This window comes from Pseudomonas sp. D3-27, from assembly GCF_051132165.1.
Taxonomy (GTDB): Bacteria; Pseudomonadota; Gammaproteobacteria; order Pseudomonadales; family Pseudomonadaceae; genus Aquipseudomonas.
In genome coordinates this window covers 3554353-3573392 of record NZ_CP071667.1, presented here as the reverse complement: position 1 = coordinate 3573392, position 19040 = coordinate 3554353, and the positions used below count along the sequence as shown (strand labels likewise).

Sequence of the window (19040 nt, the reverse complement as noted above, 5' to 3'; positions counted from 1 at the left end):
TAACATCTCGTCATACATTCACTGCCTAGGCAGCAAAAGGTGGTCAGATGAAGCATTTCACCCCAGACGAATTCCACAATTGCCATCTCGGCATGCTGCTCGGCCGTGCCGCGATGCTCAAGGATCGGATCATCGACACGCACATGGAGCCCGTCGGCATCACTGCCGCGCAGTTCAAAGTGTTGATCATCATGGCCCAGCACGGCATCGACACGCCGGTGGAGCTGTGTCGTTACCTGTCGCTGGACAGCGGCTCGATGACACGAATGCTCGACCGCCTGGAGCAGAAGGGCTTTCTGGTTCGCCAACGCTCGGCCCAGGACCGACGGCAGGTCCGCCTGGTGTTGACCGAGGCCGGCCAAGCGCTGGCTGACCGCCTGCCATTCATCGGGGCCGACGCCATGAATCAACTGGCCGGTGCCATCAGCCGCGAGGAGCTGCAAACCCTCGAGAACATCCTCAAGAAAATACTGCTCGCCGCCGGTGATCCCTTCACCGTCCTGCGATTGGGGGAAAAATGAAGCGTCAAACCTTGCGTACCGGCCTGAGCCTGGTGCTATTGGCCATGAGCCTGGCCGGTTGTGCCAGCTACAGTGGCCTGAATACCGAAGGTGTCAGCCTCGAGGCCAAAAGCCTCCAGGCAGGACAATCGCTGACTGGCGTCACGTTGTCGCCGGCCTCGTGGCCCAAAAGCGATTGGTGGAAGAGCCTCGGCGATCCGCAACTCGATAGCCTGATCCGCGAAGCGCTGCGTGACAGCCCTGACATGCAGATCGCCAGCGCCCGTGTTCACCAGGCCAGCGCCGCTGCTTACGCCGCCAATGCCGCGCGTCTGCCGTCCCTGGACGCCAGCGGCAGCGTGAGCCGTTCGCGCCTGGCTCGCGACCAGGACCCGCAAGGGCAGGGCGGCGCCTACAGCACCTTGCGTTCGCTGAGCGTGGATTTCAACTACGACTTCGATTTGTGGGGTGGCCAGCGCGCTGCCTGGGAAGCTGCCCTCGGCCAGGCCCGCGCCGCCGAGATTGACCGCCAGGCCGCACAGCTGACCCTGGCCGCTGACGTGGCCCGGGCCTACAGCGACTTGGGCCAGGCCCATATCATTTATGACCTGGCCAACGAAGATCTCAAGCGCACGCGTCAAATGCTCGACCTGGGCAAGCGCCGACTCAGCGCCGGAATCGACAGCGAATATCAGTTCCAACAGACCGAAAGCCTGGAGGCCAGCGCCGATGCCACATTGATCGACGCGGAGAAGCGTTTGCAAAGCGCCAAGATCGCCTTGGCGGTGCTGCTGGGCAAAGGGCCGGATCGTGGCAACGAAATCGCCCGGCCCCACGTGTTGCAGGCCAGCGCGGTCGCCTTGCCGTCGAACCTGCCGGCCGAGTTGCTGGGCCGTCGTCCGGACCTGGTCGCCGCGCGGTGGCGGGTGGAGGCGGCTAGCAAGAACATTGAGGCCGGCAAGACGAACTTCTACCCCAACCTCAACCTGAGCGCGGCGGCCGGGGTGCAATCGTTGCTGGGTGACGCGATGTTTGGTTCAGCGAGTCGCTTCTTCAACGTGGCGCCGACGGTGTCGCTGCCGATTTTCGACGGTGGACGTTTGCGGGCGGACCTGGACGCCCGGGACGCCGACTACGACCTGGCGGTGGCGCAATACAACAAGAGCCTGGTCGCGGCACTTGGCGATGTCAGCGACACCATCAATCAGTTGCGTGACATCGGCCGGCAGATCGGCGCCCAGCAGCACGCCGTGGATATCGCACAGAACTCCTATGACACCGTGGTCCAGCGCTACGGCTCGGGCATCGGCAATTACCTGGACGTGTTGAGCATCGAGCAGCAGTTACTCCAGGCCCAGCGCCAACTGGCAACGCTCAATGCCGAGCAGATTGATTTGTCGATCCAACTGATGCAGGCCCTGGGCGGCGGCTTCGACACCCAAACCGTGGCTTCGGCCGCACCGGCCGCCACCGCGCCGGCTCACTGATTCGAGGTATTTGTCATGGCAACTGCCGAAACAACGCAACAAACGTCACAGGACACCGGCAACCCACGCAAACGCAAGGTCATGCTGCTCGCCCTGGCCGTGATCGTCATTCTCGGTGGCCTGGGCGTCTGGGCCTGGCACGAACTGTATGGGCGCTGGAGCGAAAGCACCGACGATGCCTACGTCAACGGCAACGTCGTGGAAATCACCCCGCAGGTCACCGGGACCGTGATAAGCATCGGCGCCGATGACGGCGACCTGGTGCGCGAAGGCCAGGTGCTGGTGCAGTTCGACCCGAACGATGCCGAAGTTGCGCTGCAAAGTGCCCAGGCCAACCTGGCCCGTACCGTGCGCCAGGTGCGCGGCTTGTACAGCAATGTCGATGGCATGAAGGCGCAAGTCCATGCGCAAGAAGCCGAAGTGCAGAAGGCCCAGGAGAACTACAACCGACGCAAGAACCTGGCGGCGGGCGGGGCGATTTCCCAGGAAGAACTGTCCCATGCCCGGGATGACCTGACCTCGGCGCAGAACGCCCTGGCCAATGCCCGGCAGCAGCTCAAGACCACCAGCGCCTTGGTGGATGACACCGTGGTGTCGTCCCATCCCGACGTGCAAGCGGCCGCCGCGCAACTGCGCCAGGCGTACTTGACCAATGCTCGCAGCACCTTGATCGCGCCAGTGACCGGTTACGTCGCCAAACGCACCGTTCAGCTCGGCCAACGGGTGCAACCGGGCACCGCGTTGATGGCCGTGATCCCGCTGGACCAGTTGTGGATCGACGCCAACTTCAAGGAAACCCAACTGCGCGACATGCGCATCGGCCAACCGGTGGACATCGAGACCGATCTGTATGGCAGCGATGTGAAGTACAGCGGCACGGTCGACAGCCTGGGCGCCGGGACCGGCAGCGCATTCGCCTTGCTGCCGGCACAGAACGCCACCGGCAACTGGATCAAGATCGTCCAGCGGGTGCCGGTGCGCATTCATATCAATGCCCAAGAGTTGGCCAAGCATCCGCTGCGGGTGGGGCTGTCGACCCAGGTCGACGTCAACCTGCATGACCAGAGCGGGCCGGTTCTGGCCCAGCAGCCACCGCAAAAAGCCACGTTCAGCACCCAGGTCTACGACCGCCAGCTCGCCGACGCCGACGCGATGATCACGCGCCTGATTCATGAAAACAGCGCGGCGGCGGGCAAGACCGCGCAGCGCTGAAGCAGCGCCGCCAACCCTGTGGCGAGGGAGCTTGCTCCCGCTCGGCTGCGAAGCAGTCGTAAACCGGTGGGAGCGGTGTGTCTGATGTTGCGTGCTCGACAGGTTTTGGGGCCGCTCCGCGGCCCAGCGGGAGCAAGCTCCCTCGCCACGTGTCTGTCAAAGGCCTTAAGTGACAGTGACAGCATCACGGTCCTGGCGGGTTTTTGCTTCGATTTCACCACCACCGCTTCATAGGATTCTCGCAATGAGCAATAACGCGTCCTTCACGCCGCCCAGCCTGTTGCTCAGCACCATCGGGTTGTCGCTGGCGACGTTCATGCAGGTGCTCGACACCACCATCGCCAACGTCGCCTTGCCGACCATTTCCGGCAACCTGGGCGTGAGCTCGGAGCAGGGCACTTGGGTGATCACTTCGTTCGCGGTGAGCAACGCCATCGCGCTGCCATTGACCGGCTGGTTGAGCCGGCGGTTTGGCGAGGTGAAGCTGTTTCTGTGGGCAACGATGTTGTTCGTCCTGGCCTCGTTCCTGTGCGGAATCTCGACATCGATGCCCGAGCTGATCGGCTTTCGTGTGCTTCAAGGGCTGGTGGCCGGGCCGTTGTATCCGATGACCCAGACCTTGCTGATCGCCGTGTACCCACCGGCCAGGCGTGGCATGGCCCTGGCGTTGCTGGCGATGGTCACGGTGGTGGCGCCGATCGCCGGGCCGATCCTCGGCGGCTGGATCACCGACAGCTATAGCTGGCCTTGGATTTTCTTCATCAACGTGCCCATCGGCATCTTCGCGGTGATGGTCGTGCGCCAGCAGCTCAAGGCGCGGCCGGTGGTCACCAGCCGCCAGCCGATGGACTATGTCGGCTTGATCACGTTGATCATTGGTGTCGGCGCGTTGCAGGTGATTCTCGACAAGGGCAATGACCTGGATTGGTTCGAGTCGAACTTCATCATCATTGGCGCACTGATTTCGGTGATCGCCCTCGCGGTGTTCGTGATCTGGGAAATGACTGACGGCCACCCGGTGGTCAACCTGCGGCTGTTCGCCTATCGCAACTTTCGCATCGGCACCATTGTGCTGGTGGGCGGTTACGCCGGTTTCTTCGGCATCAACCTGATCCTGCCGCAATGGCTGCAGACCCAGATGGGCTATACGGCCACATGGGCCGGCCTGGCTGTAGCGCCGATCGGTATCCTGCCGGTGTTGATGTCGCCCTTCGTCGGCAAATACGCCCACAAGTTCGACCTGCGCCTGTTGGCCGGGCTGGCCTTCCTGGCGATTGGCCTGAGTTGCTTCATGCGCGCCGGGTTCACCAACGAAGTGGATTTCCAGCACATCGCCCTGGTGCAGTTGTTCATGGGCATCGGCGTAGCGCTGTTTTTCATGCCGACCTTGAGCATCCTCATGTCCGACCTGCCGCCTCACCAGATCGCCGATGGCGCGGGGCTGGCGACGTTTCTGCGGACCCTGGGCGGCAGCTTCGCCGCATCCTTGACCACATGGATCTGGATCCGTCGGGCCGACCAACACCACGCGTACCTGAGCGAAAGCATCAGCACCTTCGAGCCGGCCACGCGCGAGACGATCAACCAGCTCGGCGGGGCGAGCACGCCGGTCTATGCCCAGCTCGACCAGATCCTCACCAGCCAGGCGTACATGCTCTCCACCGTGGATTACTTCACGTTGCTGGGCTGGGCATTCATGGGGTTGATCCTGCTGGTGTGGCTGGCGAAACCGCCGTTCACGGCGAAGGCGGGGCCTGCTTCGGCAGGGCATTGACTGGGTAATGCAGTTTCAATGTGGGAGCGAGCTTGCTCGCGATTGCGGACTCATACCCAACATTTTCGTTGGCTGATACACCGCTATCGCGAGCAAGCTGAACTGGCCTAATGATTTTGGACACTTCAATCGGGCGCTATGATAGCGCCCAAATCTGAGGTGTTTGGATATGCGTAAATCTTATTCGAGTGAGTTCAAGCTCAAGGCTGCCAGCATGGTGCTGGATGAAGGCCAGCCGGTTACCGAGGTCTGTGCCAGCCTAGATATCGGCCCCACTGCTCTGCGCCGCTGGGTCGATCAAGTGCAAAAAGAACGCCTGGGTTCGACCCCGGTAGGGGCCAAGGCGATTACCGCTGATCAGCGAGAAATCCAGAGGCTCAAAGCCCTACTCAGGGAGAAAGACCTGGACATTGAAATCCTAAAAAAGGCCAGTGCTCTCCTGCTTTTGGACGCCAAAGATCATTCACGCTGATCGATGAGCTGGACGAGCAATACGGCGTTAAAAGGTGTTGCCGGGCGTTTGGGATCAACCGCAGTAGTTTCTACGCCTGGCGCCAGCGCCAAGGCAGAGCAAATCCTGAACGGGACAAGCTCAAAGCCGCGCTGGTCAGGCACCACAGGGCGTCCAGAGAGTCGGCCGGCGCACGTACTTTGTCCAAGGAGCTAAAAGCCAAAGGGCATCGTATCGGACGTTATATGGCTCGCAGTTTGATGCGCGAAGCTGGCATCGCTAGTCGTCAGCGCAGGCGCCATAAGTACAAGTCGCCGGGCGTTGAGGCATTGGTGGCGCCGCACGTGCTCAAGCGAAAATTTGATGTAACGGCGGTTAACCAGGTGTGGTGTGGCGACGTGACTTACATCAAGGTCGGCAAGCGGTGGATGTACTTCGCCGCCGTTCTGGATCTGTACGCTCGGAGGATCGTGGGTTGGTCGTTCTCGATGATTTCTGATGCCAACCTGACCTGCGAAGCGCTACGCATGGCGGTTGAGCTACGCGGCCACCCCCAGGATGTGTTGTTTCATTCAGACCAAGGTTGTCAGTACACCAGTCATAAATTCCGAAACGAGCTTGTGAAACACGGGTTTAGGCAAAGTATGAGCCGTAAAGGCGAGTGCTGGGACAACGCCCCCATGGAGCGTTTCTTTGGTAGTTTGAAATCAGAGTGGGTTCCTGAAACGGGCTACAAACTGGAACATGAGGCCCGGGCAGACGTGCAGCGCTATGTCTCGCGCTACAACATCAGCAGGCCTCACAGCTACAACGACTACCGGTCGCCGGTCGCGAAGGAAAGGTTGGCGGCGTGAACCTTAATCGGTGTCCAAGATTACTTGACCAGTTCAAGCTCGCTCCCACAGGGAATTTATATTGGATCGGGGATTGCGTCGGGTGCCGGCAGTTGTGGCGGCGGGGCAAACCCGAACGGCGCCAACGCAAACCCTTGTTCATCTACCTGCAACGCCCACCCTTGCTTGTCCCAATCCCCCAGCACGATGCGTCTCGCTGCGTGTTCGCCCAGTTGCAGCTTATGGATGGCGGGGCGGTGGGTGTGGCCGTGGACCAGGGTCTTCACGCCGTACTGCTGCATGATCAGCGGAATCTCTTCGGGCGTGACGTCGACGATGTCGTTGGCTTTCATCCGCGTCTGCGTGCGGCTTTCGCTGCGCAGTTTGCGCGCCAGTTTCTGGCGGCTGCCCAGTGGCAGGTGGCGCAGGATGAACAGCGTGACCGGGTTGCGCAGCCAACGGCGCAGCTTCATGTAGCCGATATCCCGCGTGCAGAGGCTGTCGCCGTGCATCAGCAATACAGGTTCACCGTTGAACTGCACGACGCTCGGATCCTTGAGCAAGGTGCAGCCAGCCGCTTTGCAGAACGCCTGCCCGAGCATGAAGTCGCGATTGCCGTGCATGAGGAAAATGGCCGTGCCGCTGTCGCTCAATTCGCGCAGGGCCTGGCAGATGGAACGCTGGAACGGCGTCATGGCATCGTCGCCGATCCAGGCTTCGAAAAAGTCGCCCAGGATGTACAACGCTTGCGCCGCACGGGCGCGTGTGGCGAGCAGATCCAGAAACGCCCGGGTGATGTCCGGGCGCTCCTCTTCCAGATGCAAGTCTGAAATCAGCAATATCACTCAATGATCTCGGCTTTCTCGATGATCACGTCTTCTGCCGGGACGTCCTGATGGCCGGCCTTGGAGGTGGTGGACACGCCTTTGATCTTGTCGACCACATCGGTGCCGGCGGTGACTTTACCGAATACCGCATAGCCCCAGCCCTGGACGTTCTTGCCGCTGTGGTTCAGGAAACTGTTGTCGGCCACGTTGATGAAGAACTGCGCGGAGGCCGAATGCGGCTCCATGGTGCGGGCCATGGCGACGGTGTATTTGTCGTTGGAAAGACCGTTGTCGGCTTCGTTCTGGATGCTTGGGCGCTTGTCTTTCTTTTCCTTCATGCCCGGTTCGAAACCACCGCCCTGGATCATGAAGTTGCCGATGACACGGTGGAAAACGGTGTTTTCGTAGTGGCCGGCCTTGACGTATTCAACGAAGTTGGCAACGGTGATCGGTGCCTTTTCGGCGTTCAGTTCCAGGACGATGTCGCCATGGTTGGTGGTCAGTTTGACTTGGGTCATGATTACTACTCTTCAAGGAATTCGTGGGTTTGGGGGGCGCGGGCGCCCGCAACCGGTCTGGCCGCAATCGCCAGGTTGGGCAGTTTAGCGTGCCATGCACGAATTTCGAGGCTGTTTTTCATCGGGTCATCGATTAAATTCAATCGTTTGCCGGCTCGGCCTGTCAGGTGCTTGACAGCATCGGCTATGATACGGGCTTTGATTTATCAGGCCGCACCCGGCCGCGCACTTGTATGTTCAAGGATCCTATGAGCAAGCCCACTGTCGACCCTACCTCGAATTCCAAGACCGGCCCGGCCGTGCCGGTCAACTTCCTGCGCCCGATCATCCAGGCGGACCTGGATTCGGGTAAGCATACGCAGATCGTCACCCGCTTCCCGCCGGAGCCCAACGGCTACCTGCACATCGGTCACGCCAAATCCATCTGCGTGAACTTCGGCCTCGCCGAGGAGTTCGGTGGCGTCACGCACTTGCGTTTCGATGACACCAACCCGGCCAAGGAAGACCAGGAATACATCGACGCGATCAAGAGCGACGTCAAGTGGCTGGGTTTCGAATGGGCGGGCGAAGTGCGCTATGCCTCGCAATATTTCGACCAGTTGCATGACTGGGCGGTCGAGCTGATCAAGTCCGGCAACGCCTACGTGTGCGACCTGACCCCGGAGCAGGCCAAGGAATACCGTGGCAGCCTGACCGAACCGGGTAAGAACAGCCCGTTCCGCGACCGCAGAGTGGAAGAGAACCTGGACTTGTTCGCCCGCATGCGCGCCGGTGAGTTCCCGGACGGCGCCCGCGTGCTGCGCGCCAAGATCGACATGGCCTCGCCGAACATGAACCTGCGCGACCCGATCATGTACCGCATCCGTCATGCCCATCACCACCAGACGGGCGACAAATGGTGCATCTATCCGAACTATGACTTCACCCACGGCCAGTCGGACGCCATCGAAGGCATCACGCACTCGATCTGCACGCTGGAATTCGAAAGCCACCGTCCGCTGTACGAATGGTTCCTGGAGCACCTGCCGGTGCCGGCCAACCCGCGCCAGTACGAATTCAGCCGCCTGAACCTGAACTACACCATCACCAGCAAGCGCAAGCTCAAGCAACTGGTGGACGAAAAGCACGTCAACGGTTGGGATGACCCACGCATGTCGACGTTGTCGGGCTTCCGCCGTCGTGGCTACACGCCGAAGTCGATCCGCAATTTCTGCGAGATGATCGGCACCAACCGTTCCGACGGCGTGGTGGACTTCGGCATGCTGGAATTCAGCATCCGTGACGACCTCGACCACAGCGCGCCGCGCGCCATGTGCGTGTTGCGTCCGCTGAAAGTCGTCATCACCAATTACCCGGAAGGCCAGGTCGAGAACCTCGAACTGCCGTGCCACCCGAAGGAAGACATGGGCGTACGCGTCTTGCCGTTCGGCCGGGAAATCTACATCGACCGTGAAGACTTCATGGAAGAGCCGCCCAAAGGCTACAAGCGCCTGGAGCCTGCCGGCGAAGTGCGCCTGCGTGGCAGCTACGTGATCCGCGCCGACGAGGCCATCAAGGACGCCGACGGCAATATCGTCGAGCTGCGTTGCTCCTATGATCCCGACACCCTGGGCAAGAACCCGGAAGGTCGCAAGGTCAAGGGCGTGATCCACTGGGTGCCGGCCGCCGCGAGCGTCGAGTGCGAAGTGCGCCTGTACGATCGCCTGTTCCGTTCGCCGAACCCGGAGAAGGCCGAAGACAGCGCCAGCTTCCTGGACAACATCAACCCTGGCTCCTTGCAAGTACTCACTGGTTGTCGTGCCGAGCCTTCGCTGGGCAACGCACAGCCGGAAGACCGTTTCCAGTTCGAGCGCGAAGGTTACTTCTGCGCGGATATCAAGGACTCGAAACCCGGTGCTCCGGTGTTCAACCGTACCGTGACCTTGCGCGACTCCTGGGGTCAGTGATCAAGTCTTAAGGGAAACCCTGTGCTTACGATCTACAACACGCTCACCAAGAGCAAAGAAGTCTTCAAGCCGCTGGATGGCAACAAGGTGCGCATGTACGTCTGCGGCATGACCGTGTACGACTATTGCCACCTGGGTCATGGCCGCAGCATGGTCGCCTTTGACCTGGTGACCCGCTGGTTGCGTTTCAGCGGCTACGACCTGACCTACGTGCGCAACATCACCGACATCGACGACAAGATCATCAATCGCGCCAACGAAAATGGTGAAGCGTTCGATGCGCTGACTGAGCGCATGATCAAGGCCATGCACGAGGACGAGGCGCGCCTCAATATCCAGAAGCCGGACCTGGAGCCCCGTGCCACCGATCACATCCCGGGCATGCTGGCGATGATCCAGACCTTGATCGACAAGGGCTATGCCTACGCACCGGGAAATGGCGACGTGTACTACCGCGTCGCCAAGTTCATGGGCTACGGCAAACTGTCGCGCAAGAAGATCGAAGATTTGCGCATCGGCGCACGCATCGAAGTCGACGAGTCGAAGGAAGACCCCCTGGACTTCGTGCTGTGGAAAGGCGCCAAGCCGGGCGAGCCGAGCTGGGAGTCGCCATGGGGCGCCGGGCGTCCGGGCTGGCACATCGAATGCTCGGTGATGTCCACCTGCTGCCTGGGCGAGACTTTCGACATTCATGGCGGCGGCAGCGACCTGGAATTTCCGCACCACGAAAACGAAATCGCCCAGAGTGAAGCGGCCACCGGCAAGACCTACGCCAATGCCTGGATGCATTGCGGCATGATTCGCATCAATGGCGAGAAGATGTCCAAATCCTTGAACAACTTCTTCACCATCCGCGACGTGCTCGATAAGTACCATCCGGAAGTCGTGCGTTACCTGCTGGTGTCGAGCCACTACCGCAGCGCCATCAACTATTCGGAAGATAACCTCAAGGATGCCAAGGGCGCCCTGGAGCGTTTCTACCATGCGTTGAAAGGCCTGCCGAGCGTGCCACCCGCCGGTGGTGAAGCGTTCGTGGCACGGTTTACCGAAGTGATGAACGATGACTTCGGCACGCCGGAAGCGTGCGCGGTGCTGTTCGAGATGGTGCGTGAGATCAACCGCCTGCGCGACAGCGATCTCGATGCGGCGGCCGGCTTGGCGGCGCGCTTGAAGGAACTGGCCAGTGTTCTGGGTGTGTTGCAGCTCGAAGCCGATGACTTCCTGCAGGCCGGTGCCGAAGGCCGCGTCGACGCTGCCAAGGTCGACGCGCTGATTCAAGCACGGCTCGCGGCGCGGGCCAACAAGGACTGGGCCGAATCCGACCGCATCCGCGACCAGCTCACTGCCATGGGCGTGGTGCTGGAAGACGGGAAGGGCGGGACGACCTGGCGTTTGGCGGACTAACATCTCTTAGAACGCGCAATACCCACTGTGGGAGCGAGCAAGCTCGCGATGGCGAAGTGTCAGACGAAAATTTTGTCGACTGATACATCCCATCGCGAGCAAGCTCGCTCCCACAGTTTTTTGCATCTCAATTGATTCTGACCGATCGCTCGACATCCCTGACGGGAGCCTTCCCATGCTTTCCGTTGATCTGTCGCGGCCACCCATCTGGTGGCGTTTGCCTTCGAGTTCCGGGCGGTGCTGACCTTCGGCATGACCCGTGGCGTGCGCTTGGGCTGACCGGCGCTAGCGCCTGCTTCATCGCCATTAAAACGAAACGTCTGACAGCCATGGTGTGGGGCATGCCAGTAGTATCGGTTCCGGGTTGATTGGATTTACAAGGCGGGATTGGACAGGGTGCGGCTCGGTCGGCATGCATCTTTAGCCAGCCATTGCGGCGATGCAAACGGGCTGGCTGCGGACTGCGGCAGGGCTCAGGGCGTTTGCGGTTTGTCAGGGGCAGTGAGGCCGGCCTGGATGCGCTGATAAATTTCTTCGCGATGCACCGCAACGTTTTTCGGGGCGTTGATGCCGATCCGGACCTGTTGGCCGCTAACGCCCAGAATGGTGATCGTGATGTCGTCACCAATGTTTATGCTTTCACCGACTTTGCGGGTGAGTATCAGCATGGTGTTCTCCTTGATTGCTTTATAGGGCACCTGATTCAGACAGTGCAGATGTCGGTACTGCTTATAGATTAGTGCTAAGTGTCACAATGTGGGTGCCTCTTTCTGACGTGCAGATGCTGCATTAATTCCCAGGGTGCGACTATACAGAGACGTTGGAGAGGATTCTCGTGTTTTGCGCACTGTTTAGGGCGTTTCCGGCGAAACTGGATGCTAAAATCCTCGCTTCATGTCTTGCGGGGGAATCGTTGTGCGTAAATTGGCTTGGGTAATTGCGGTACTGGCGCTGGCGGGATGTGGGGAAGGGCGCGACGTCGAAGCACCCAAGCCGAAGCCGGCGGCGACCTCCACGCCGGCAGTCGCGGCGCCGCAGTGGGCTGTCGAGGTGCGAGGCCAGACGCCCCAGGCGGTCAGCGACCTGACGGGCTGGCTGATCGAGCACAGCTTCATGTCCAGTGTCGTCAGGGAAAATGGCAAGGATCGGGTCCTGGTCGGGCCGTTGGGTTCCGAGGCTGAAGCTCAGGCGAAACAGGAGCAGATCAATGCCGCGCTGGTACGAGCCAAGAAGCGCAACATTGAGACCTTGGTCGTGGACTTTCCGCCAGCACGATAATCAGACAAAACCAAACCTGTGGGAGCGAGCTTGCTCGCGATAGAGCCGTTGCCAGTCAGCGTCAATGTTGCGGGTCCACCGCCGTCGCGAGCTCGCTCCCACAGTTGAGCTGTGCCGTTCGTATAGGCCAGGTCAGCCGCAGGCCTTCAAGTCCACCGGTCCGACGAATTCGTTTCCACGCCCCATCACGCATGCCACGCTCTGGTTGCGCTGGCGCTCCCACGCTTGCACCGGGTAGGTCTTGTCCCAGGCTTCGTACAGGCGCCGGTCCTGTTTGGAGAGCCGCAGGCCATATTGTTTGCTCATGTAGAAATAGGTCCTGGCGATCATCCCGCGGATGGAAGGGCGGGGCATGACTTTTTTGGCCTTGAAGTCCACCTGGGTCAGGCACGAGCCGTATTGGCCCTTCTGCACCGGCAACCAGCCGAAGCTGAAGTTGCTGCGATCGCCATTGACCTCGCCAATGCTGGGCACCAGGTTGTGAAGGTCGGCCTCGGCCCGTTGGTAGACCGGGTCGTAGCGAGTGCAGTTCTTGCGCCCACCTTGTTGCCAGCATTGACGCTGATGGCCGATATGCCAGGCCGGAACGATATGTTCCCACTCGATGCGGGCGGCGCGACTGGCATTTTTGCGGGGTACATAACCGCAGGCGGCGAGGTTCACGCGGTTGCCGGTGTATTTGCAGCCGCAGTAGAACTCGGTGGATTGGGGGGCATAGAGCTTCCAGGCGACTTTCTTGGCTTCGTTGAAGGTACGGGGCGCTCCAGCCTGTGCGCCCATGGCAACGAAGACGAGCAATAAAACCAGACAGCGGAAATTCATCAAGCTCAATCTTCCTTCGGCACAACCCAGAAAACCTGCACGCCGCCATCGTCGCGATAGGCGAGGGTGACGTTGTCGTTCTCGTCGATTTCTGCCAGCAGGCGTTCCCATTCCTCCACCGGCTCATCGGGCAGGCGAAAGATCAGAGCGGCCTTGGCATTTTGTGCGGTGGGCGCGTTGATGATCTTCGAGACCCGTAGACCGAGTCGTGCATAGGAGTCTAAGGGGGTAGTTGCAGCGGAGGGCATGGCCACAGGATTATCCTTATTAAGCTGTACGTGCATACAGTATTTAACCGTAGGCATTTACGCAACTGCTTAAATTTCAAGAAAATCGTCTGACAGCGCTTTTTTCATTTTGATGTAGGACGAAGGTGATTTTTTACCGGACCTGGTAATGGGCCCGTGGGGCGGACGATGAAAAAAGCGGTGCCCGACCGGGCTCGGTCGGGCGGGGGAAATCAATATTCCCAGAAAATTCGCTGCAACTCCTTGCTGTCTTGGGTCTTGGTCAGGGCAACCATTGCCAGGATACGGGCCTTTTGAGGATTCAAGTCGTGGGCTACGACCCAGTCGTATTTGTCGTCAGGCTGTTCGGCGTTTCGCAGTACGAAACCACCTGCGTTGGCGTGTGACGAACGAATGATCTGCACGCCTTCCTTGCGCAAGGCCTGCAACGACGGAACGACTCGCGAAGACACCGAACCGTTGCCGGTGCCGGCGTGGATGATCGCCTTGGCGCCGGATTGGGCCAGGGCCTTGTACGCGGTGTCGCTGACGTTGCCGTAGGAGTAGGCAATTTCCACGTCCGGCGGGCTCTTGATGGTCTTGATGTCGAACTCCGAACCGGAGGTGTGGCGCTTGGCCGGCAGGCGGAACCAGTAGGATTTGCCTTCCACTACCATGCCCAACGGGCCCCACGGGCTTTTGAATGCTTCGGTCTTGATGTTGATCATCTTGCTCACATCACGGCCCGACTGGATTTCATCGTTCATGGTCACCAGTACGCCCTTACCGCGCGCTTCCTTGCTGCTGGCGACCGCCACGGCGTTGTAGAGATTGAGCATGCCATCGGCAGACATTGCGGTGCCGGGCCGCATCGAGCCGACGACAATGATCGGTTTGTCGGTTTTCTCGACAAGATTCAGGAAATAAGCGGTCTCCTCCAGCGTGTCGGTGCCGTGGGTGATGACGATGCCGTCGACATCCTCGCTGTCGGCCAGCTCGGCGACACGGCGTCCCAGTTGCAAAAGGTTTTCGTTGGTGATGCTCTCCGATGCGATCTGCATCACCTGTTCGCCGCGCACGTTGGCCAACCGGCTGAGCTCCGGTACGCCGGCGATCAGTTGTTCGATACCAACCTTGGCTGCCTGGTAGGTGGCGCTGTTGGCGGAGCTCGCGCCGGCGCCGGCGATGGTGCCGCCCGTGGCGAGGATGACGACGTTGGAGAGCTTTTGCTCAACCGGGTTTTCTTTCGCCTGAAGGGCGCTGGGCAGGAGCAGCAAGAGGGCCAAAGCGCCCGGAACAAGAGTCTTTAAGGCAGATGTCATTATTTTTCTCTCTAGTCATGAGGATTCATCTAGATGCTCCGGCAGACCTGAATGCCGAGAGCACTCCTCTCAGAGCACGATCCGTACCACTGCTGCGCAAGCGTGGGTCTACCTTCTAACGCCTTGAAAATCAAAACGATGTGTATTTGAGAAGATGCCCCTTCGGTGGATGCATGGCCGGATTTCCGAACATCAAGCTGTTTGCTGTTCGGTTAACCGGAGCAGAACGGTCTGAAGGAAGGTTGGGTTGTGAGGCTAAAGAAAACGCGCCAATGGACGATCTACCTTGTAGGAATTCATTCATGGAGCGAGACATGAGCTTTTCAATCGGCTTTCCAAATGCCGCCGCCGTCACCATCGGCGGTAAATCCGCAGCGACGTTGAATGCCTTGAGCGAGGCAACCGCCGATGCTGCCGACCGAGCCCTTGGCGAAACGCAAGCGCCCGGTAAGGTGCGCGCGAACCTGCATACCGACGCCGAGAGCAAGACCGAAAAAAGCGACAGCACCCAAAGCATCGCCATGAAAGTCCTGCTCAAGCGCATGCAAGAGCTACAGCAGCAACTGCGTGAGCAACAGCAGCAGCTCGCCGCTGCGCAGGCGCGTCCTTATTCCACGCCTGAAGCCAAGACTGCCGCGGTCATGGCCATCCAGGGACAGATCGCCGATACCACCGGTGCGCTGCAGGAAGTCACGGGCAGCTTGATCAAGGAATTGGCGAAGGATTCCAGTTCTGGGACGTTGGTCAACACCACGGCTTGATCCACAATGTTCCGGATAAAACCGGAGCGTTGACAAAACGCCGATGCTTTACCATAGTTCATTCCACGCAAACGTTTGCGCAGTCGTCGTATGACGATTTTTGCTCACAATAATCATAAAATCGGAGTGAACCCATGAAGCTGCCATTCGCTGGTCGCCTGCTCGCCGTTGCCATGCTCGCGACCGCATCCGCTGCGCTGCCTTTCTCCTCGGCGCTCGCCCAGACTCCCGAAAAACCCAAGGTTGCCCTGGTCATGAAATCCCTGGCCAACGAATTCTTCCTGACGATGGAGGATGGCGCCAAGGCTTATCAGAAAGAACACTCCGCCGACTTCGACCTGATCTCCAACGGGATCAAGGATGAAACCGACACCGCCAACCAGATCCGCATCGTCGAGCAGATGATCGTGTCCAAGGTCGACGCGCTGATCATCGCGCCTGCCGATTCCAAGGCCATGGTGCCGGTGATCAAGAAAGCCGTCGATGCCGGCATCACCGTGATCAATATCGACAATCAACTCGATCCAGCGGTGGTCAAGAGCAAGAACATCACCGTGCCTTTCGTAGGCCCTGACAACCGCAAGGGCGCTCGCCTGGTGGGTGAATACCTGGCCAAGGAGCTCAAGGCTGGTGACGAGGTGGGTATCATCGAAGGCGTGTCGACCACCACCAACGCCCAGGCGCGCACCGCAGGCTTCAAGGATGCGATGGAGGCCGCGCAGATCAAGGTCGTTTCCCTGCAATCGGGCGATTGGGAGATCAACAAGGGCAACCAGGTTGCCTCGTCGATGCTCAGCGAATACCCGAACATCAAGGCGCTGCTGGCCGGCAACGACAGCATGGCGGTAGGTGCGGTCTCGGCCGTGCGCGCGGCTGGCAAGGCGGGCAAGGTGCAAGTGGTCGGCTACGACAATATCAACGCCATCAAGCCGATGCTCAAGGACGGCCGTGTCCTGGCCACAGCCGACCAGTTCGCTGCCAAGCAGGCTGTGTTCGGCATCGAGACCGCATTGAAAATGCTCAAGGGCGAAAAAGTCGACAGCGGCGCCAACGGCGTTATCGAAACTCCGGTCGAGCTGGTGACCAAGCAGTAATCCTGGCGACACAACGGCGCTCGCCCGTCCGGGCGGGCGCATTGGAGAGTTTGTTATGTCCGTTCGCGACCCGAACGCTGTCCTGTGCGTCAGCGGTATCGGCAAGACCTATGCCCAGCCGGTACTGAGCGATATCAACCTGACGTTGATGCGCGGTGAAGTGCTGGCGTTGACCGGTGAAAATGGCGCCGGCAAAAGTACCTTGTCCAAGATCATCGGTGGGCTGGTCACGCCGACGACGGGGCAGATGCAGTTCCACGGGCAGGATTACCGTCCCGGCAGCCGGACCCAGGCGGAAGAGCTGGGCGTGCGCATGGTGATGCAGGAACTCAACCTGCTGCCGACTCTTTCCGTGGCCGAGAACCTGTTCCTCGACAACCTGCCCAGCCACGGCGGCTGGATCAGTCGCAAGCAATTACGCAAAGCGGCGATCGACGCCATGGCCCAGGTGGGGCTCGATGCAATCGATCCCGACACGCTGGTCGGTGAACTGGGCATCGGTCATCAGCAGATGGTCGAGATCGCCCGCAACCTGATCGGCGATTGCCATGTGCTGATTCTCGATGAGCCGACCGCGATGCTAACGGCCCGCGAAGTCGAAATGCTCTTCGAGCAGATCACCCGCTTGCAGGCCCGCGGCGTCTCGATCATTTATATCTCCCATCGCCTTGAGGAACTGGCGCGGGTGGCCCAGCGCATTGCGGTGCTGCGCGACGGCAACCTGGTCTGCGTCGAGCCGATGGCCAACTACAACAGTGAGCAGTTGGTGACGCTGATGGTCGGTCGGGAGCTGGGCGAGCATATCGACCTGGGCCCGCGCCAGATCGGCGCCCCCGCGCTGACCGTGAAGGGCCTGACCCGTTCCGACAAGGTCCGCGATGTGTCGTTCGAAGTTCGCAGCGGTGAAATCTTCGGTATTTCCGGGCTGATCGGGGCAGGGCGCACAGAGCTGTTGCGGTTGATCTTCGGCGCGGATGTAGCCGACAGCGGTACGGTGGCACTGGGCTCGCCAGCCAATGTGGTCAGCATCCGTTCCCCGGCCGATGCGGTGGCCCACGGCATTGCCTTGATCACCGAGGATCGCAAGGGCGAGGGCTTGCTGTTGAGCCAATCCATCGCCGCCAACATCGCGCTGGGCAACATGCCGGAGATATCCAGTGCCGGCCTGGTCAATGGCAGCGCGGAGCAGGCCTTGGCGCAGCGGCAGATCGACGCCATGCGCATCCGCAGTTCCAGCTCGACGCAGCTGGTGTCCGAATTGTCTGGCGGCAACCAACAGAAAGTGGTGATCGGCCGTTGGCTCGAACGCGATTGCTCAGTACTGCTGTTCGACGAGCCGACCCGTGGCATCGACGTCGGCGCCAAGTTCGATATTTATGCGTTGTTGGGTGAACTGACTCGCCAGGGCAAGGCGCTGGTCGTGGTCTCCAGTGACCTGCGGGAACTGATGTTGATTTGTGACCGGATCGGTGTGCTTTCCGCCGGGCGCCTGATCGACACATTCGAGCGCGACAGCTGGACCCAGGATGACTTGCTTGCCGCCGCGTTCGCCGGCTACCAGAAACGTGATGCGCTGCTCAACGAAGCGGCGCCTAGGGATCTCTCATGAAAACCGCACCTGCCGTCGGCAAATCCAATGGCAACTTTTATGGTCTGGGCACTTACCTGGGCCTGGCTGGCGCCTTGCTCGCCATGGTCGCGCTGTTCTCGGTCCTGAGCAGCCACTTTCTTTCCTACGACACCTTCAGCACCCTCGCCAATCAGATCCCCGATCTCATGGTGCTGGCGGTCGGCATGACCTTTATCCTGATCATCGGCGGCATCGATTTATCGGTGGGCTCGGTGCTGGCGTTGGCGGCTTCGACAGTCAGCGTGGCGGTGCTGGGCTGGGGCTGGAGCGTCTGGCCATCGGCCTTGCTTGGCATGGCCGTGGCGGCATTGGCGGGCACGGTCACCGGTTCGATTACCGTGGCATGGCGTATCCCGTCGTTCATCGTTTCGCTGGGTGTGCTGGAAATGGCCAGGGGCCTGGCGTACCAGATGACCGGCTCGCGGACCGCCTATATCGGCGACTCCTTCGCCTGGCTGTCCAATCCGATTGCCTTCGGTATTTCGCCTTCGTTCATCATCGCCTTACTGGTGATCTTCGTTGCCCAAGCGGTGTTGACCCGCACGGTGTTCGGGCGCTACCTGATTGGCATCGGCACCAATGAAGAAGCCGTGCGCTTGGCCGGCATCAACCCCAAGCCCTACAAGATCCTGGTGTTCAGCCTGATGGGCTTGCTGGCCGGTGTTGCGGCGCTGTTCCAGATTTCTCGCCTGGAAGCGGCGGACCCCAACGCAGGCTCGGGGCTCGAGCTGCAAGTCATCGCCGCCGTGGTCATCGGCGGCACCAGCCTGATGGGCGGGCGCGGCTCGGTCATCAGCACCTTTTTCGGCGTGCTGATCATTTCGGTGCTGGCGGCAGGCCTGGCCCAGATCGGCGCGACCGAGCCGACCAAACGCATCATCACCGGCGCGGTGATCGTGATTGCAGTGGTGCTCGATACGTACCGCAGCCAGCGCGCCAGTCGGCGGGCTTGAA

19 protein-coding genes are annotated in these 19040 nt (G+C 60.4%); 13 read left to right on the top strand and 6 right to left on the bottom strand.

Going from position 1 to position 19040, the window contains the following annotated elements; genetic code table 11:
- Window positions 1–47 precede the first annotated feature (47 nt).
- From J3P92_RS16080 to J3P92_RS16055, 6 genes are all read left to right on the top strand, one after another.
- Window positions 48–521 (top strand): MarR family winged helix-turn-helix transcriptional regulator, encoded by a 474-nt coding sequence (locus J3P92_RS16080; RefSeq protein WP_434648223.1) that lies wholly within the window; start codon window positions 48–50, stop codon window positions 519–521.
- Window positions 518–1987: an efflux transporter outer membrane subunit gene (locus tag J3P92_RS16075; RefSeq protein ID WP_434559685.1), complete on the top strand. Its 1470-nt coding sequence runs from the start codon at window positions 518–520 to the stop codon at window positions 1985–1987. Before J3P92_RS16080 ends, J3P92_RS16075 begins: the two co-directional genes overlap by 4 nt.
- A 15-nt stretch (window positions 1988–2002) precedes the next feature.
- Complete coding sequence (locus J3P92_RS16070) at window positions 2003–3199, top strand: efflux RND transporter periplasmic adaptor subunit (protein ID WP_434606653.1); 1197 nt, start codon at window positions 2003–2005, stop codon at window positions 3197–3199.
- A gap of 244 nt (window positions 3200–3443) precedes the next feature.
- Window positions 3444–4973: a DHA2 family efflux MFS transporter permease subunit gene (locus tag J3P92_RS16065; protein WP_420765817.1), complete on the top strand. Its 1530-nt coding sequence runs from the start codon at window positions 3444–3446 to the stop codon at window positions 4971–4973.
- Between the two features lie 169 nt (window positions 4974–5142).
- Entirely contained in the window at window positions 5143–5445 is a 303-nt protein-coding gene (locus tag J3P92_RS16060) for a transposase (RefSeq protein WP_014717988.1), read from the top strand.
- On the top strand, window positions 5442–6278 hold the full coding sequence (locus J3P92_RS16055; protein WP_434611567.1) for an IS3 family transposase: 837 nt from the start codon (window positions 5442–5444) through the stop codon (window positions 6276–6278). Before J3P92_RS16060 ends, J3P92_RS16055 begins: the two co-directional genes overlap by 4 nt.
- 56 nt (window positions 6279–6334) lie before the next feature.
- Here J3P92_RS16055 and J3P92_RS16050 read toward each other — a convergent pair whose 3' ends face one another.
- Entirely contained in the window at window positions 6335–7102 is a 768-nt protein-coding gene (locus tag J3P92_RS16050) for a UDP-2,3-diacylglucosamine diphosphatase (RefSeq protein WP_434648220.1), read from the bottom strand.
- Window positions 7099–7602: a peptidylprolyl isomerase gene (locus J3P92_RS16045; RefSeq protein WP_420765819.1), complete on the bottom strand. Its 504-nt coding sequence runs from the start codon at window positions 7600–7602 to the stop codon at window positions 7099–7101. The genes J3P92_RS16050 and J3P92_RS16045 overlap by 4 nt, the downstream gene beginning before the upstream one ends.
- A 248-nt stretch (window positions 7603–7850) precedes the next feature.
- On the opposite strand from J3P92_RS16045, the gene J3P92_RS16040 reads away from it, so the two are divergent.
- Window positions 7851–9548: a glutamine--tRNA ligase/YqeY domain fusion protein gene (locus tag J3P92_RS16040; RefSeq protein ID WP_434648217.1), complete on the top strand. Its 1698-nt coding sequence runs from the start codon at window positions 7851–7853 to the stop codon at window positions 9546–9548.
- A 21-nt stretch (window positions 9549–9569) separates the two neighbouring features.
- Window positions 9570–10952, top strand: coding sequence for a cysteine--tRNA ligase (cysS, locus tag J3P92_RS16035; protein ID WP_434648215.1), 1383 nt, complete (start codon window positions 9570–9572; stop codon window positions 10950–10952).
- 473 nt (window positions 10953–11425) lie between these two features.
- Here the strand turns inward: cysS and csrA are convergent, their stop codons facing one another.
- Complete coding sequence (gene csrA, locus J3P92_RS16030; protein WP_003179932.1) at window positions 11426–11620, bottom strand: carbon storage regulator CsrA; 195 nt, start codon at window positions 11618–11620, stop codon at window positions 11426–11428.
- 247 nt (window positions 11621–11867) lie between these two features.
- On the opposite strand from csrA, the gene J3P92_RS16025 reads away from it, so the two are divergent.
- Window positions 11868–12230, top strand: coding sequence for an SPOR domain-containing protein (locus J3P92_RS16025; RefSeq protein WP_420765822.1), 363 nt, complete (start codon window positions 11868–11870; stop codon window positions 12228–12230).
- 132 nt (window positions 12231–12362) lie between these two features.
- Here the strand turns inward: J3P92_RS16025 and J3P92_RS16020 are convergent, their stop codons facing one another.
- From J3P92_RS16020 to J3P92_RS16010, 3 genes are all read right to left on the bottom strand, one after another.
- Window positions 12363–13052 (bottom strand): endonuclease, encoded by a 690-nt coding sequence (locus J3P92_RS16020; protein WP_434606640.1) that lies wholly within the window; start codon window positions 13050–13052, stop codon window positions 12363–12365.
- A 5-nt stretch (window positions 13053–13057) separates the two neighbouring features.
- Window positions 13058–13357 carry a DUF1654 domain-containing protein gene (locus J3P92_RS16015; RefSeq protein ID WP_434606637.1) on the bottom strand — a complete coding sequence of 100 codons (300 nt, stop codon included), beginning with the start codon at window positions 13355–13357 and terminating at the stop codon, window positions 13058–13060.
- 155 nt (window positions 13358–13512) lie between these two features.
- On the bottom strand, window positions 13513–14601 hold the full coding sequence (locus J3P92_RS16010; RefSeq protein WP_434648212.1) for an asparaginase: 1089 nt from the start codon (window positions 14599–14601) through the stop codon (window positions 13513–13515).
- Window positions 14602–14915: 314 nt separating this feature from the next.
- Between J3P92_RS16010 and J3P92_RS16005 the strand changes: the two genes are divergently transcribed.
- The 4 genes from J3P92_RS16005 (at window position 14916) to J3P92_RS15990 (ending at window position 19039) form a co-directional block, all read left to right on the top strand.
- The gene (locus J3P92_RS16005) at window positions 14916–15362 is read left to right on the top strand and encodes a hypothetical protein (protein ID WP_434648209.1); all 447 of its coding nucleotides are present in this window, start codon (window positions 14916–14918) and stop codon (window positions 15360–15362) included.
- Window positions 15363–15496: 134 nt separating this feature from the next.
- Window positions 15497–16456 (top strand): sugar ABC transporter substrate-binding protein, encoded by a 960-nt coding sequence (locus tag J3P92_RS16000; protein ID WP_420765827.1) that lies wholly within the window; start codon window positions 15497–15499, stop codon window positions 16454–16456.
- 55 nt (window positions 16457–16511) lie between these two features.
- Complete coding sequence (locus J3P92_RS15995; protein ID WP_434648207.1) at window positions 16512–18065, top strand: sugar ABC transporter ATP-binding protein; 1554 nt, start codon at window positions 16512–16514, stop codon at window positions 18063–18065.
- The gene (locus J3P92_RS15990; protein WP_039592822.1) at window positions 18062–19039 is read left to right on the top strand and encodes an ABC transporter permease; all 978 of its coding nucleotides are present in this window, start codon (window positions 18062–18064) and stop codon (window positions 19037–19039) included. The genes J3P92_RS15995 and J3P92_RS15990 overlap by 4 nt, the downstream gene beginning before the upstream one ends.
- The last annotated feature ends 1 nt before the right edge of the window (window position 19040 follow it).